Genomic DNA, 13,560 nt, shown 5'->3' with positions numbered 1-13,560 from the left:
AGTGTGATAACAAGATAAGCCTTACGGAGAATAGTGATGGCAAAAGGTGAAAAAGCCCCGCGTCCTCGGCGGCATGCAGGGTATTGGTTAGGCATGACCGTGATCGCGGGTGTACAGACGTACTTGAGTTATCTGCTGCATACCGATCAGATCAGCATGGTGCCACTGCAATGGGCCATTGCGCCGTTTTATCTGCCTTTGTACATCGTGTTATTGCTGCTCAGTGGCAGTGTGGAGTGGCTTACCGGTTGGTCGATTGGCCCGACGGGTATGGGGTACGTGCAGCGTGAGGTCTGGTGGTTAGGTATTGTTATTATGGTGTGGGTTAACCACGGTATCGTGCGTGGGGCTGTGTGTGGGTTTGCGCGTTGGCGGGCAGTCAAATCCTAGCGAAATACCATGTTTTGATATACAGTTATGCATCGCATTTAATAAATGAGTTCCACTGCGATTACTCTGTGTATTGAGCGCCTCCTCCCGTGTGACGGCGGTATACAATAAGGAAAGGAATGATGCGACAAATGACCCCCGTGCGTTATCGTCAAATAGCTTGTTTATCCCTGCTGTTCGTTGCCTTGTCGACGGTCGCAGATGACACGCCTATGGCCTGCGAAGGGGCCGAGCTTGCACTGTTCACCTTATCGAATCCGTTACCTTCACTTGTGTTATCAGGTACAGAGGTCATCAGCGTGGATGACTTTACTCCATTAGAAGAACCGTCCAATTCAGCGCGAGTCAAACTGATTGAAAAGCTGAGTGCGACATTTACGAATAAGCAGGACGTTAACCATAGCTATTACACCGAGATCGGCGGGGCAGAAATCCACCTTTCCGTGAATGGGGTATTACCGCATTTAACGGTACAGCGTCAGTATCAGGAGGCAGGGCAAGTCGTTGAAGCCCAAGTGTTTCGTAACGTGTGTTATCAGGATGGCATGATCCTCGCGGAGGATCTGTTAGGACGTTATGTGTCAAACGGCTTGTTATTGCTCGAAATTCAAGCGAATACGAATGGGATCCCGCAGGACATGTGGGTGTTCTATCCTATGGTTGATGACGTTTTATAGTGGTTTTTTCGCCTAATGCGGTAGATACTCAATATTCCCTCTTTTCCCCGAGGTAGCGTATCGCTGCCTGATTGAACGTGTGACACAGTACAGGGAGTCACTGTGATGTGGTGGATAGCGTTTAAGTACCTAACAACAGCTGCTATTGTGGTCATCATTTCTGAAGTGGCTAAGCGCAGTGACAAACTGGGGGCGCTGGTGGCGGCACTGCCCACCGTGACGATATTAGCCTTAATCTGGATGTACATCGAAGGGCAGGGGCAAGACAAACTGTCTAATCACGCCTTTTACACCTTCTGGTATGTGGTACCGACCTTACCGATGTTTCTGCTGTTTCCCTACCTGTTAAATCGCTATTCCTTCTGGCTGACCCTACTCATTTGCTGCTTGGTCTCTGTTGTGAGCTTTGGCCTGACGGCGTATATTGCCAAAGGGTTTGGGATCCGTTTATTGTAAATGGCATCGCCATTGATGTTGTGCGATGTTCCTCATCACGCTTAAGGAGAAGCAACGATGACGAAAAAACAATGGTTTTTTATCTTGGGCATTCCGTTTTGTATGTGGACCATTGCGCTGGCATGGCAAAACGAATCCCTGCATTATCTTTTGCTCAATACCCTGCTTGCTATTCCCGCCGCCCCGATGATTTTTAGTGACATCCTAAACAGCATTTTAAATCCGTTCAGTGGTGATATGAAGGAATCGATAGACGAGGCTGTTGATGCCGACCGCCAAGCAGCGAAAAGCGAATTACTGAATCGTAAGATCTATGAAACCAGCCAGGTGATTTCCCATCATGATGACAAGGCGGGCATGCATGATAAATAAAAACTGGCTGCTTTTGTGGAACCTATTGCTTTATACCGTGCCGTAATGGTCACTCAAGGATGCAGTGCCATATCTTGCTGGTGCTTGTCTTTCAAAATGGTATTAAAACGCCGTCGCGCGGCTTTCACTGCTTGCGACGCATCTATTTTTCGCAAGTAAGCAAATCGCCATTGTTGTGAACACTGCTGTAGCGTGGCCTGACATGCACACTGCGTGTGATCCGCCTTGGGTTGCGCAGCATAACATTGGCGAGAAAGATTACGGGCTTCCCAGAGAGCATCAAGGCTGTCGCGTTCTTGTTGTGCAGATTCAATGGCCTCTGATTTTAATCGCTCAAAGTCAGCTTGCGCTTTGCCTTCTATCGACCACGGATCAAACTCGGGCAGCAGTTCAATATTGATCACATCATCACAGTAACTTTCTTGAATACACAAATCGGTGGTGGCCGCTTTGCAGCCAGAGACCATCAGTAAAGACGCAATGATGAGTAACGGCACGCCGCCAATGATAGCAGCGGTTTGCAACGTATTGAGATCGCCAATAAATAACAGGACAGAGGGCAAAAAAGACAAGATGAATGCCCAAAATAAGCGGTTCCAACGCATTGGATCTTCCGACACATCGTTTTGCACCACCGCCGCCAAAATAAAGGCGATAGAATCGAAGGTGGTGGCGGTAAAAATGATGCACAGCAGAATGAAAACAATCGTCACGAGGCGATCAAAGGGCAATTGGCCGAGAATCGCAAAAATGGCGTTATTGGCCCCTTGTTGTTCAATGATACTGACCACATCGAGTTGGCCAGACAGTTGCAGTGACAAGCCATAGTTACCCATAATGATAAAGTGCAGCGCACAGCCGAGGGAGCCGTAAATAATGGAGCCAGCAATCATCTGTTTAATCGTGCGACCGCGAGAAATACGGGCGACAAACAACCCCATGCTCGGAGCAAACACCAACCACCATGCCCAATAAAAAATGGTCCAGTTTTGTGGGAAACGGGAATCACTGAATGTATTCAAACCGCCAACGGCATCTAACCACGTCGCCATTTTAAAAAAATTGGACAATAACGTACCAACGGCTTCAAATCCCGTTTCGATAATAAACAAGGTAGGCCCCACCAGTAAAATAAAGATAAGCAATGCCATTGCCATCCAAAAATTAATATTACTGAGCACTTTGATCCCTTTATCCATCCCTTTATAAGATGAATAAGAAAAGAGCAGGGTACATAACAATAAGACGCCAACCTCACTGAACGGTGTAATCGGAAGATCAAACAGATGATTAAGGCCGGTATTGATCATCGGGGCGGCCAAACCGAGGGTGGTCGCTGCCCCGCCCAGCAAACCAAAGATAAACAGAATATCCATACATTTACCTATTTTCCCGCAGGCTCTGGCTTCACCTAATACGGGTTTCAGTGCCATCGACACTTTCAGGACTGGTTGTTTTCTGACATAGAAAAAATAAGCAATAGGAATAGCCGGAATTAAATAGATAGACCAAGCAATGGGCCCCCAATGAAACATGCCATAGGCCGAGGCCCATTTTATGGCCTCAGCACTGCCCGGTTGCGCGCCAAAAGGGGGCGACTGATAATAAAACACCCACTCAATCATCCCCCAGTAGAGGATGCTCGCACCGATCCCGCCACAAAAAAGCATGGAAGCCCAAGAGGTTGAAGAGTACTCGGGTTGGTCGTTTGCATCGCCTAATTTAATTTGGCCAATGGCATGAAAATAGATATAGACCATGAACAGTAGGGCAATTAACCCGAACGCCAGATAGATAACACCGAGCTGATTGGTCATCATTTCTTTGGCGATATTAATCCAATAGGCACCTTCGGTTGGCCAAATTAAGATGGGGAGTGTGACGACGAGGATTAAAACAAGGGAGCCGAAAAAAGTGGTTTTATCTATTTTTTCAAAATGGAGATGCACATTCATAGGGTAACCTGCATGTTGTCATTCCTATATTTAACTATAGGGAGCAAGTCAATAATGTGTGATTTGCTTTTTTTATGGTTTTCATTTGAAAATTTGATGTGTGATGTCTGTCACAAATGAAGGAAATATCCCCTTGTTCTGGTGAAAATTGTTTTTGCCGTTTTTTCGTTCAATTGTTAATAAGACCTGTTTTAAGTCAAGTAACCGTTTACTTAAAGCTTGATTTGCCGTCATCACTCCTGTCTAATTCGCGCCGGCGCAATATCGCGTCATAAATATTGATATTATGTTAGTTGACGATACGTAAATGAAAAAAACACTTGCTGCTTTAACCCTGATGGGTCTTGTCTCTGTGCCTGCTTCTGCGGCCTCGCTGAATGTCTACAACTGGTCTGAATACCTGCCACAATCTTTGATCGAAGATTTCACCAAAGAAACGGGTATTAAGGTTAACTACGCGACATTTGAAAGTAATGAAACCATGTACGCCAAGCTAAAACTGCTGGGCGGTAAAGGCTATGACATCGTTGTACCGTCGACGTACTATGTGTCTAAATTGGCTGATGATGGTTTGCTGCATAAGCTGGATAAAAGCCAGATCGCCGCTTTTAATGATCTTGATACCACCATCCTGAATCAAGATTTCGATCCTCAGAACCATTATTCGCTGCCTTACATGTGGGGCAGTACAGCAATGGGGTATAACTCGGACGTGATCGATGCGAGTAAACTCACAAGCTGGACCGATCTGTGGAAGCCTGAGTTTGCCGGTCAGCTACTGCTGACGGACGATGTGCGTGATGTGATGGGCATGGCACTGATCATTAATGGTCACAGTGTGAACTCGCAAAATGAAGCCGAGTTGCAGCAAGCGTTTGATCGTCTGCAAACCCTAAAACCTGCGGTCACCGTATTCAATTCAGATGCGCCGCATGTGCCGCTTATTACCGGTGAAGTGAACGTGGGTATGCAGTGGAACGGCACCGCACACCGTGCGCAGCAAGAAAACCCAGCGATCCAATACGTGTACCCAACGGAAGGCGCGATCTTCTGGATGGATAACATCGTGATCCCAAGTCAGGCAGAAAACAAAGCGGCAGCGTATGCCTTCATCAATTTCTTGATGGAGCCAGAAAACCAAGCCACGCTGGTAAAAGAAATCGGCTATGCCGCGCCTAACTTGCAAGCTTTGAAGCACCTGCCAGCGAGCATTCGTGACAGCGAAATCATCTTCCCGCCAGCAGACGTGAAGCAAAAAGGCCAGTTCTTGGGCAGCGTCGGTGATGCTGTGGGCCTGTACGAGCGTTTCTGGCTGGAGTTGAAAAAATAATGCAGGTTATTTACACCGACAAACAACGCCTACACCGCGTGAAATACGAGTTCCTGTCGGGTGAGCCGACTGCGTGTTTTGAAAAGCCTGAGCGTGCAGACATGGTACTGAATGCCATTCATCAGCACGGTGGTTTTAGCGTTGTTGAACCCAACACCTACGGCACTGAGCCGATGACGTGGGTACACACGCCAGACTACGTTGCGTTCTTGCAGTCAGCATGGTCTGAGTGGGAAGCACGTTACGGTGACGAACACGACGCCTCGCCGTACTGTTTCGTCAGCCCGCGTCACTTACGCCACCGTATTCCAAAAGACATCGAAGGCAAGTTGGGCTACTACAGCTTCGACATGACCGCTGCGATCACCAAAACCAGTTTTGAAGCGATCCACGCCGCGATGGAATGTGCGCTGACCGGTGCTGACTTGTTGGTGAATGGCGAGAAAGCGGCGTTTGCCCTGTGTCGTCCACCGGGTCACCACGCAGCGCCTGATTTGATGGGCGGTTACTGCTACATCAACAACGCCGCGATTGCAGCCGAGTCACTGCGCCGTCAGGGCAAAGAGAAAGTGGCGATTTTGGATATCGATTACCACCACGGTAACGGCACTCAGAGCATTTTCTACGAGCGTGATGATGTGCTGTTTGTCTCGATCCATGGCGATCCAGACTACGATTACCCGCACTACATCGGTTTTGATGATGAGATCGGTGAAGGCAAAGGTGAAGGCTTCAACCTGAACTTGCCGTTGCCGCAAAATATCACCGATTGGTCACTGTACGGCCCTGCTCTGGCGACCGCATTGGAAAAAATCCGTGCGTTCGGCGCTGATGCCTTGGTGATCTCGCTAGGGATGGACACGTACGAACACGATCCCATCAGCTTCTTTAAGCTCAACCGTACTGATTACGCCGAGATTGGTCGTCAGTTGGGCACGCTGGATCTGCCGACTCTGTTCGTGTTTGAAGGCGGTTATGCCGTTGACGATCTGGGTTACAACACCGTCGCGGTACTGGACGGTTTTATGCGTGTGCAGAACGATAACGCGTAAGCACACCATCACAGTCTGATGTAAACCGAAGGGCTTGTTCTTGGAACTGGCCCTTTTTTTGTTTGGATTCTTTTCAAAAACGTATTTGTGCAAAAACTGCAAAAGTGATGTGCGGCCCCGTGGGTTTTTCACTTTTGTCCTCTCCCTATAATGCCCCCTATTCGCTGCGGCGAGCACGTCACACGCTGTGCTGTATCCGCATGCACAACACGTATGCATTAAACACAAAGGGGGCTTTCATGACTGAACAATTGAAAAACGCAGTGCTGGATGATCAGGCACTGATTGACGGTTTGGCGTCTATCCATCCTGCTTGGGGCGACTTTACCGTTCGTGTAGCCGGTGAGGCATGGGGTATGCCTTTGATCGATCAAAAGACCAAAGCCTTGATCACGTTGGTGATCGATCAAATGGCCGTCAATGTGACCGGTGAGGGCAACCCGTTTGGGGCCCATGTGGATATGGCCCTGAAACAGGGCGCGACCTATGAAGAGCTGGAAGAGTTAATTATGTTCGCTTCGGTCTACACCGGTTTCAACAAAGGGGCGACCACCATGGGCGCACTGAATCATATTCGTCATGCACGAGGAGACAGCTAATGGCTATTCCAGGACTAAAAAAACCGGATCACATCGGCTTTACGGTGCCAGATTTGGCACAAGCGGTGGCATTTTTCCAACGCCATTTTGATTTTGAATTGGCCTATGAGTTTGGCCCGTTTGCGGCAGAGGATAACTGGATGCACGATCATTTGAATGTGCATCCCCGAGCGGAAATCACCCGTATTGCGGTGATGAATGCCAAAGGGATTAATCTCGAGATCTTTGAATACGCCGACACGGTTGAGCGCCAAACACAAGCGCCGAATAATGCCGACATTGGCGGTCACCATCTGGCGTTTTATGTTGATGATATGGCGGCGGCGGTGGCGTATCTACACGCTCAGGGGATCGAAGTATTGGGTGAGCCGACCGTGATGACAGATGGCCCGACAGCGGGAGAATCGTGGGTGTACGTCATGGCGCCATGGGGTATGCAATTAGAGTTGGTGTCATACCCGCAGGGGAAAGCCTATACCCAACATGCACCTGTGACGTTGTTTGATCCACGATGAACGCCTTATTGATTGTCGCGATTGTGATCGCAGGAATGGGCCTGTCGTTTGAGGCTGGCCTGCTTGGGCCGTTAGGGGCGCAAGTAGGGCATCTATGGGCCACACTCAGCATTTTTGGTGTTGGCACGGCATTGCTATGGTTGATCCAGTTTTTTGTGCCACAGTCAGCCCGTCCGCAATGGCATACCCTGCCGAAATGGCAGTTAACCGGAGGCTTACTCGGGCCGCTGTATGTTGTGATCTTAACCATGGCAACGCCGCATTTAGGGGTTGCCATGACCATGATTTGCATTCTGTTTGGACAGATCACCCAAAGCTTTGCTATCGACTATTTCGGCTGGTTCGGCATGCCCAAACAGCCGACGAACCGATTACGGGTGTGTGCGATCAGCTTTATTTTGTTGGCGTTAGGCTTTACCGCGATAGGTGCATATTCATGATCATTATTTTGTTGTTGGCCATTGTTGCGGGTATGGCATTGAGTGCGCAAGCGGCGATAAATGGCAGGCTAGGGGCGCAAGTTGGGGTGATCCAGAGCGCGTTACTGACGTTCAGCATGGGCACGGTTGTGACGGCATTATTGATTTTTTTCTTTGAACCGTCTTATACCGCTAACCTGCTGACGGTGCCTAAATGGCAATTGGTCGGGGCGTTATTTGGCATTGTTTACATGGTTGTGATGGTCGCGGCTGTTCCCCGTGTGGGCGTTGCCACGGCGACCGTTGCCACTATTTTGGGGCAGATGATCATGAGCTTAGTGATTGATACACAGGGCTGGCTAAACAATGCGCCCATCGCGCTGAATGGATGGCGGGTCGCGGCCATGCTCTGTATTGCCGGTGCATTGGTGTGTATCTATTTGGCGAATCGCCAGTATTCAGCCAGTCAGGCTCGAGAGACTCATACGCTGGCCGTCGAATAACGATGGGTCTGACTTTTCTTCATTTTTTACCTTCTGTTCAAGAGGACGTACCGTGTCTATGACTGCAAAAACATTAATTGTCTTTTTTAATTTGAAACCGACAACCCATGAGGCGGATTACCTTGAGTGGGCAAGAACGATTGATTTACCGACAGTGTCCGCACTCAGCAGCGTGTCTTCGTTTGACGTACTCAAAGGCGTGAGTGTCTTTGGCCAACAAACGGCATCCCCGTGGCAGTATTTTGAAGTGATTAACATTACCTCTGAAGCCGCATTTTTAGCCGATATTCAAACGAACACCATGCAGCGCGTAGTGGAACAATTTCAGGCATTTGCTGAAGACGCCCACTTTATCTGTACAGAAAACATTGTGGCCGCTTAACGCCCTATCATAAATACCGCATCGGTCAAATACATCGTATACCGCGGTAGTAAAATCGGCGATCCCGTGAATAACGGGGTCGCCTTTTTTTTGTGCCTGTATAAGCTATAAAACATCAACAAGGAGAAAGCGTGTGAATTACGATGTGTCGTTACTGGAAATAAAATTGTTTTTGATGAGCACGCAACTGCGTAGCTTCTCGGAGGTTGCGCGTCGGCAAGACATGACGCCGTCTTCTGTCTCTCGCAAAATGGCGCAGCTGGAAGAAAAAGTCGGGACCAAGCTATTGCATCGCCATACCCGTTCTATTTCATTAACAGATGAAGGTGTGGCGTTTGCCCTGCATTGCGCAGATATGCTGGCGCATTATGAACAGATGGTCGCACGCATTGAACAAAAGGCCGACATGCCTAGGGGTACTATTAAGATCAGCGCGCCGGTGGCATTTGGCCGCTTGCACATCGCGCCTTATTTGGCGGAATTATTGGATTTTTATCCATTGATCAAAGTTGAACTGCAACAGACGGATTTGTTTGTCGATCCGGCGGCAGAATCTATCGATTTGTTGATCCGCATTGGGGTGCCGCATGACTCCTCGTTAAGAATGAAACGTTTTGGCGATCAACACTATGTGATGGCGGCAAGTCCGGCTTATCTGAAACGGCGAGGTGAACCGAAGACGCCAGAGGCATTAACAGATCATAACTGTTTAGTCTTTAAAGGAATGAATGGTTTACAACGGTGGTTTATCGGCCAAGAGAGAGTGAAAGCGTATGACGTGGCGGGCGCGTTATACAGCAACAATGCCGAGACCTTAGTGACCTGTGCGATGAATGACGCGGGAATCGTGGTGTTTCCCACCTGGCTGATAGGCGATGCGCTAAAAGACGGTCGATTAGTCCCTATCATGACCGACTATCGTGTCTCCACCAGTGCAGAGCCTCAGGTGATCAGTGCGTATTACTTAGAAACCGAGCAACTGGCTGCGAAAGTACGGGTGGTGATTGACTTTTTCGCCAATAAATTTGGCTCTCCTTGCTATTGGGATGTCCGTTCAGTGCCGTGAACAGTCAATCACGAGAATGCATCATAAGATCTAATTTTAATAAATTAAAATTATCATTTTTATAATAATCGATAATTTCAAATAATAGCCACGCATGCCTATACTCTCCTCATCGACACAGGGAATGCCCCTGACACGAAACCTTATAGAGCGAATCTGGAGCAGTATGATGAAAATGAGTCACATTGGTATTATGGTCAGCGATATGACTAAAGCCGTTGAATTTTATACTAAAGCACTTGGCCTACGCATTGTTATGGACAACACGCCTGTTGTTGAAGAGCGTGAAACTGCCATTGGCCGTATGTGTATCGAAGTTTTTGGTGAAGGCTTTAAAGGCTTCAATATTGCCCACCTTGTGACGAAGGATGGTGTTGGCTTTGAAATGTTTGAGATGGTTGATCACCAAGAACGCCACCGTGTTGATTTCTCTCGCATTGGTTTGTTCCACTTTTCGCTACAAAGTGATGACTTTGAAGCCACCATTGAGCGTGTAAAACAATACGGCGGTAAAGTCAGAATGGACATCATGCGTTATCACCCAGAAGATGACAGCAAACCAGCGAAAATGGTGTACCTAGAAGACCCGTTCGGCACATTATTTGAACTTTACTCGCACACTTACGAAGAAACCTACGCGTCTGATTACGAGTAATTGGCACGTTAGCTCTCTTCCTTGAAAACATTTGAAAAAGGATTGGCTTTGTGATGAAAGCCAATCTTTTTTACATTCAGACTATATGTCAACATGCTCCATGTAACCCAGATAATTTACCCGGCTTTCAATCCATTGTCTGACTTTTTCGACATCTTCTTTTGGCATAAAACTGTTCTTATAAATGTCTAGGATTTTGTCTTTTTTAGCGCATAAATCGGTAATCATTTTTCTGGCTATTTTTTCACTTAGTTTGATGTTTTTAGCAAATGTAATGAAATCAAACCCCGTATAGGTACAGTGAGAAATACGACCACTGCAGTTACCGTTATCACCTTCTTCTATGGCGAGGAGTGGTAATGCTAATGCCGTTTCGTTTGAAATATAGTGAGAATATGGCGCAACAGAGACGAAATCATAAACGGGAGCCAGTATAGATGCAGATGTTTGAGGATGGAGTATTCCGAAGTTTCGCAGATGAAAATCATTGTTACCGAGAAAGTAGGCCACTAAAACGCGGCGAAACAATTCTTTTTTGAAGTTTAAGCTAGAGTCGATATTCTCAATCAAAAAATGACAGGCTTGTTCATAGCTAACATATCCCTCATCATCATCTTTAATTTTGCCATATTTCTCAGCGATGTTCATTGCGGCATCAAGCTGCTCCTGATGTATAGCATCATCGCCATTATTTGTTCGGTCATAGCGTCGAATCAGAAATGCCAATTCACTATCAGGATCATCACCATTAAAGCGAACAAGACCAAAATCGGGTGTTTCAAATCCCAAAAATTTCATCACGCTCATTGTTGCATGTTCGTTGGTCGCAAGCTCAGGAAACTCTTCTGGCGAAGGCTTTAAAATTAATATTCCTTTGTTATCAACGACATTAAGGTTTCCGCTCTCATTGATTGCCAGTGACAGTTTAGGCTGATAGCCAGAAATGCTCATACCTTGCTGCTTTTTCGGCAACTCTGTAATGAACTCATCCCGCGTGAATGGCAATCTCATTTTATAAGTATGGGATCCCAGCAATTTTGCAATTTCACCATTCCGGTACTCATCTTGTTGTCGATTACCTTCATTGAGAGGCGCTAAGCTAATCAGGCATCGATTACTTGGATACATTATCAAACCTCATCAACTGTACTGCGCCAAGCAAATCTTGACCATTGGCAAGTAACAGGCCAAGCGCATCATTTTCATCAATTTTTTGTAGTTCGGAATAGCGTTTTTTAAGCCATCCTTCCGGGGCAAGACTCAGGAAGAAGGGATGCAAATGCTTACTGAAAAACGGACTTTTGTGCGTAGGCAAACTCAAAGAAAGACTACGCCCTTTGTATTGAGGGTCGTACTCAAACGTAAAGCCTGAATCATCCTGAGATAACACACCACAGAATTCGTTATAAAGCATAACTTTTACTTTTCTATCCATATCTTCATCCCCAATTCATTGGCCACTGTGAGAAAGTTTTCTAAGGATGTTTTACGTGGATCTTTTAGCATTCGCTTGAGTGTGGAAGCGGATATATCTGTTTGGAGTTCGAGATCCTCCAATGAGATCGCTTTCTTACGTGCCCGCATATCAGCAATCAATTCATCTGAGCTATAAAGTGAATAAGAGGGGATCGGGTGCTTTGTTGCTTGCTCAATTTGGTTTAAGACCTCCTCCAATTGAGCTTCAAGCAGTTTGGCATTTTGTCTGAGTTGCACTAGATGTGGTTTCATAAAGCCTCGCCGAGGTTATCTGTGAGCTAATGTTTATAGTCATTGATATTTTAAGCTCAAATATAACCCATGTAAATCAACCGAATATCATAAGTGGCCTATTTTGTTTGATTTGAGTCAGCATGGTTCATCTATGACCCACAATGGAAGTCCGAGCTCATTTTTGACCTGATTTTATTGGTTTGGCATGAAATTGGGTCATATAGGTGTTGTTAGGGCGAGAGCATCAGAACGCGATGGCGGTAAGCAATAAACTAACACAGCGTACTTGTTCGTTTACGCTATGTTTTATTTGCCGTTTATCGAGGAAGGGAGTCTGCCTTAAAATATTTCTACCAAGCCAACACCGTCTTTGACTTGGCAAATATAGCTAGATTCTTTCGGGCCTGTTGCAGTTTCATATTGTGCGCGGCGGGTGTTGTATCGGCAGTCCGTTTTTGAGCGTACACCAATCGTCGTCATCAGTGCCCATTCCCTGAAAACAGATTAATGACCATCACTCCCGCAATGATCAGCGCCATACCAATCACGGTCGCTACATCCAGTTTTTGCCCGTGCAGTAGCCAGCCGGCAGAGGCGACCAGCACAATCCCCACGCCACACCAGATGGCATAAGCCACGCCAATCGAAAGTGTCTTTACCGTGACGGACAACAAGAAGAATGCCAAGCCGTAGCAACCCAGCACCGTGACTGTATAAGGCAGGGAGGTAAATGATTGGGTGCGGGGTAGCAGACTGGTGGCGATCACCTCAAACAGGATCGCGGCAGACAGGGAGACATAGGCCGGTAAAGCGGACAAATACGCGAGCATGGTCATGTACTCAAAAAGAGGGTGAAAAGAAAGCCAAATGCTAATCGAATTGAGGGAGAAAGCCTATCGCTTCATGGCCTTTGATGATGCTAAATGTAGGCAAGCGCGATCTTGCCATGATGCGGTTTGATGTAAGAATTGCGACAGCAACCACGCGTACGGCGCAATACAGGTTAACGGCTCAAGGGCTGAGTGAGATCGACGACGGGAATGACATCATTTTTCGCTCACGCTGAACGACCCTATGGTTTCATGTTCTGATGAAGTCGAAGGCGCGAACAGGACAGTCAGGAAGGATGTCTCATGGGTAAAGTGGAAAAAATCGGCACCATACTGCAATGGATACTGTTCGCCGTTATCGCGGGTTTGTTGATTTCAGCGATTGTGTACCCCGGGCGTGTTGCGTCGAAAATAGAAATTGGCATGACAAAAGCGCAGGCGATTGAGAGTGTGGGGGATGAGCGGTTCCATGAGCATGATGATCTCGTGTATCTCTGTGAAGACAATGCGTGGATGGGGTGCAGGCGTGCACGAGCATCAGGCGCGGTGCACTTTGTGAGTTGGCGTGTTGGTATCGACACTGTACTTGTCGCTGGGTTTAACGAGCAAAACACCGTTATTTTTACCGGTGTGGGCGATACGTAATTTC

At 47.2% G+C, this 13,560-nt stretch carries 20 protein-coding genes; 14 read left to right on the top strand and 6 right to left on the bottom strand.

Annotated features, from left to right (window positions below):
• The first annotated feature begins 36 nt into the window (after nt 1-36).
• The 4 genes from ACSF8W_RS03135 to ACSF8W_RS03120 all read left to right on the top strand — a co-directional run bounded on the left by ACSF8W_RS03135 (nt 37) and on the right by ACSF8W_RS03120 (nt 1,895).
• Nucleotides 37-390, top strand: coding sequence for a hypothetical protein (locus tag ACSF8W_RS03135; RefSeq protein WP_500844929.1), 354 nt, complete (start codon nt 37-39; stop codon nt 388-390).
• 119 nt (nt 391-509) lie between these two features.
• Nucleotides 510-1,067, top strand: a complete 558-nt coding sequence (locus ACSF8W_RS03130) for a hypothetical protein (protein WP_500844927.1) — start codon at nt 510-512, stop codon at nt 1,065-1,067.
• A 105-nt stretch (nt 1,068-1,172) separates the two neighbouring features.
• Nucleotides 1,173-1,523 carry a DUF3147 family protein gene (locus tag ACSF8W_RS03125; protein ID WP_500845007.1) on the top strand — a complete coding sequence of 117 codons (351 nt, stop codon included), beginning with the start codon at nt 1,173-1,175 and terminating at the stop codon, nt 1,521-1,523.
• 57 nt (nt 1,524-1,580) lie between these two features.
• Nucleotides 1,581-1,895, top strand: a complete 315-nt coding sequence (locus ACSF8W_RS03120; RefSeq protein ID WP_500844925.1) for a hypothetical protein — start codon at nt 1,581-1,583, stop codon at nt 1,893-1,895.
• A 53-nt stretch (nt 1,896-1,948) separates the two neighbouring features.
• On the opposite strand, the gene ACSF8W_RS03115 is transcribed toward ACSF8W_RS03120, so the two are convergent.
• Nucleotides 1,949-3,844 (bottom strand): BCCT family transporter, encoded by a 1,896-nt coding sequence (locus ACSF8W_RS03115; RefSeq protein ID WP_500845006.1) that lies wholly within the window; start codon nt 3,842-3,844, stop codon nt 1,949-1,951.
• Between the two features lie 313 nt (nt 3,845-4,157).
• Here ACSF8W_RS03115 and ACSF8W_RS03110 point away from each other — a divergent pair, with 313 nt between their 5' ends.
• The 9 genes from ACSF8W_RS03110 to ACSF8W_RS03070 all read left to right on the top strand — a co-directional run bounded on the left by ACSF8W_RS03110 (nt 4,158) and on the right by ACSF8W_RS03070 (nt 10,371).
• A complete protein-coding gene (locus ACSF8W_RS03110) occupies nt 4,158-5,180 on the top strand; it encodes an ABC transporter substrate-binding protein (protein ID WP_500844923.1) in 1,023 nt (340 codons plus the stop codon).
• Nucleotides 5,180-6,232, top strand: coding sequence for a histone deacetylase family protein (locus ACSF8W_RS03105; RefSeq protein WP_500844921.1), 1,053 nt, complete (start codon nt 5,180-5,182; stop codon nt 6,230-6,232). Before ACSF8W_RS03110 ends, ACSF8W_RS03105 begins: the two co-directional genes overlap by 1 nt.
• Before the next feature lie 239 nt (nt 6,233-6,471).
• The gene (locus tag ACSF8W_RS03100) at nt 6,472-6,831 is read left to right on the top strand and encodes a carboxymuconolactone decarboxylase family protein (RefSeq protein ID WP_500844919.1); all 360 of its coding nucleotides are present in this window, start codon (nt 6,472-6,474) and stop codon (nt 6,829-6,831) included.
• Nucleotides 6,831-7,346: a VOC family protein gene (locus ACSF8W_RS03095; protein WP_500844917.1), complete on the top strand. Its 516-nt coding sequence runs from the start codon at nt 6,831-6,833 to the stop codon at nt 7,344-7,346. Before ACSF8W_RS03100 ends, ACSF8W_RS03095 begins: the two co-directional genes overlap by 1 nt.
• A complete protein-coding gene (locus tag ACSF8W_RS03090; protein ID WP_500844915.1) occupies nt 7,343-7,786 on the top strand; it encodes a DMT family transporter in 444 nt (147 codons plus the stop codon). The genes ACSF8W_RS03095 and ACSF8W_RS03090 overlap by 4 nt, the downstream gene beginning before the upstream one ends.
• Nucleotides 7,783-8,268, top strand: coding sequence for a DMT family transporter (locus ACSF8W_RS03085; RefSeq protein ID WP_500844914.1), 486 nt, complete (start codon nt 7,783-7,785; stop codon nt 8,266-8,268). Before ACSF8W_RS03090 ends, ACSF8W_RS03085 begins: the two co-directional genes overlap by 4 nt.
• 58 nt (nt 8,269-8,326) lie before the next feature.
• The gene (locus ACSF8W_RS03080; protein WP_500845004.1) at nt 8,327-8,650 is read left to right on the top strand and encodes a RedY/HapK family protein; all 324 of its coding nucleotides are present in this window, start codon (nt 8,327-8,329) and stop codon (nt 8,648-8,650) included.
• Nucleotides 8,651-8,783: 133 nt separating this feature from the next.
• Complete coding sequence (locus ACSF8W_RS03075) at nt 8,784-9,716, top strand: LysR family transcriptional regulator (protein WP_500844913.1); 933 nt, start codon at nt 8,784-8,786, stop codon at nt 9,714-9,716.
• A 169-nt stretch (nt 9,717-9,885) separates the two neighbouring features.
• On the top strand, nt 9,886-10,371 hold the full coding sequence (locus tag ACSF8W_RS03070) for a VOC family protein (protein WP_428478702.1): 486 nt from the start codon (nt 9,886-9,888) through the stop codon (nt 10,369-10,371).
• 81 nt (nt 10,372-10,452) lie between these two features.
• On the opposite strand, the gene ACSF8W_RS03065 is transcribed toward ACSF8W_RS03070, so the two are convergent.
• The 5 genes from ACSF8W_RS03065 to ACSF8W_RS03045 form a co-directional block, all read right to left on the bottom strand.
• Entirely contained in the window at nt 10,453-11,499 is a 1,047-nt protein-coding gene (locus tag ACSF8W_RS03065; RefSeq protein ID WP_500844912.1) for a type II toxin-antitoxin system HipA family toxin, read from the bottom strand.
• Nucleotides 11,486-11,806 carry a HipA N-terminal domain-containing protein gene (locus tag ACSF8W_RS03060; RefSeq protein ID WP_428478674.1) on the bottom strand — a complete coding sequence of 107 codons (321 nt, stop codon included), beginning with the start codon at nt 11,804-11,806 and terminating at the stop codon, nt 11,486-11,488. Before ACSF8W_RS03060 ends, ACSF8W_RS03065 begins: the two co-directional genes overlap by 14 nt.
• Complete coding sequence (locus tag ACSF8W_RS03055) at nt 11,791-12,099, bottom strand: helix-turn-helix domain-containing protein (RefSeq protein ID WP_500844910.1); 309 nt, start codon at nt 12,097-12,099, stop codon at nt 11,791-11,793. Before ACSF8W_RS03055 ends, ACSF8W_RS03060 begins: the two co-directional genes overlap by 16 nt.
• Before the next feature lie 321 nt (nt 12,100-12,420).
• Complete coding sequence (locus tag ACSF8W_RS03050) at nt 12,421-12,561, bottom strand: hypothetical protein (protein ID WP_428478676.1); 141 nt, start codon at nt 12,559-12,561, stop codon at nt 12,421-12,423.
• On the bottom strand, nt 12,561-12,911 hold the full coding sequence (locus ACSF8W_RS03045; RefSeq protein WP_428478677.1) for a DMT family transporter: 351 nt from the start codon (nt 12,909-12,911) through the stop codon (nt 12,561-12,563). Before ACSF8W_RS03045 ends, ACSF8W_RS03050 begins: the two co-directional genes overlap by 1 nt.
• 303 nt (nt 12,912-13,214) lie before the next feature.
• Here ACSF8W_RS03045 and ACSF8W_RS03040 point away from each other — a divergent pair, with 303 nt between their 5' ends.
• Complete coding sequence (locus tag ACSF8W_RS03040) at nt 13,215-13,556, top strand: hypothetical protein (protein WP_500844908.1); 342 nt, start codon at nt 13,215-13,217, stop codon at nt 13,554-13,556.
• Nucleotides 13,557-13,560 lie beyond the last annotated feature (4 nt).

The sequence above is a fragment of the Photobacterium sp. 270122K genome, from assembly GCF_059941365.1.
Note: the sequence above shows the minus strand (reverse complement) of the source record. Positions and strands in the feature narration are given on the sequence as shown.

Coding starts and splice junctions, on each gene's coding strand:
- ACSF8W_RS03130 (WP_500844927.1), top strand. CDS start 510: ATGATGCGACAAATGACCCCCGTGCGTTATCGTCAAATAGCTTGTTTA.
- ACSF8W_RS03095 (WP_500844917.1), top strand. CDS start 6,831: ATGGCTATTCCAGGACTAAAAAAACCGGATCACATCGGCTTTACGGTG.
- ACSF8W_RS03090 (WP_500844915.1), top strand. CDS start 7,343: ATGAACGCCTTATTGATTGTCGCGATTGTGATCGCAGGAATGGGCCTG.
- ACSF8W_RS03040 (WP_500844908.1), top strand. CDS start 13,215: ATGGGTAAAGTGGAAAAAATCGGCACCATACTGCAATGGATACTGTTC.
- ACSF8W_RS03050 (WP_428478676.1), bottom strand. CDS start 12,561: ATGACGACGATTGGTGTACGCTCAAAAACGGACTGCCGATACAACACC.
- ACSF8W_RS03070 (WP_428478702.1), top strand. CDS start 9,886: ATGAAAATGAGTCACATTGGTATTATGGTCAGCGATATGACTAAAGCC.
- ACSF8W_RS03100 (WP_500844919.1), top strand. CDS start 6,472: ATGACTGAACAATTGAAAAACGCAGTGCTGGATGATCAGGCACTGATT.
- ACSF8W_RS03110 (WP_500844923.1), top strand. CDS start 4,158: ATGAAAAAAACACTTGCTGCTTTAACCCTGATGGGTCTTGTCTCTGTG.
- ACSF8W_RS03085 (WP_500844914.1), top strand. CDS start 7,783: ATGATCATTATTTTGTTGTTGGCCATTGTTGCGGGTATGGCATTGAGT.
- ACSF8W_RS03135 (WP_500844929.1), top strand. CDS start 37: ATGGCAAAAGGTGAAAAAGCCCCGCGTCCTCGGCGGCATGCAGGGTAT.
- ACSF8W_RS03055 (WP_500844910.1), bottom strand. CDS start 12,099: ATGAAACCACATCTAGTGCAACTCAGACAAAATGCCAAACTGCTTGAA.
- ACSF8W_RS03060 (WP_428478674.1), bottom strand. CDS start 11,806: ATGGATAGAAAAGTAAAAGTTATGCTTTATAACGAATTCTGTGGTGTG.
- ACSF8W_RS03125 (WP_500845007.1), top strand. CDS start 1,173: ATGTGGTGGATAGCGTTTAAGTACCTAACAACAGCTGCTATTGTGGTC.
- ACSF8W_RS03045 (WP_428478677.1), bottom strand. CDS start 12,911: ATGCTCGCGTATTTGTCCGCTTTACCGGCCTATGTCTCCCTGTCTGCC.
- ACSF8W_RS03080 (WP_500845004.1), top strand. CDS start 8,327: ATGACTGCAAAAACATTAATTGTCTTTTTTAATTTGAAACCGACAACC.
- ACSF8W_RS03105 (WP_500844921.1), top strand. CDS start 5,180: ATGCAGGTTATTTACACCGACAAACAACGCCTACACCGCGTGAAATAC.
- ACSF8W_RS03120 (WP_500844925.1), top strand. CDS start 1,581: ATGACGAAAAAACAATGGTTTTTTATCTTGGGCATTCCGTTTTGTATG.
- ACSF8W_RS03065 (WP_500844912.1), bottom strand. CDS start 11,499: ATGTATCCAAGTAATCGATGCCTGATTAGCTTAGCGCCTCTCAATGAA.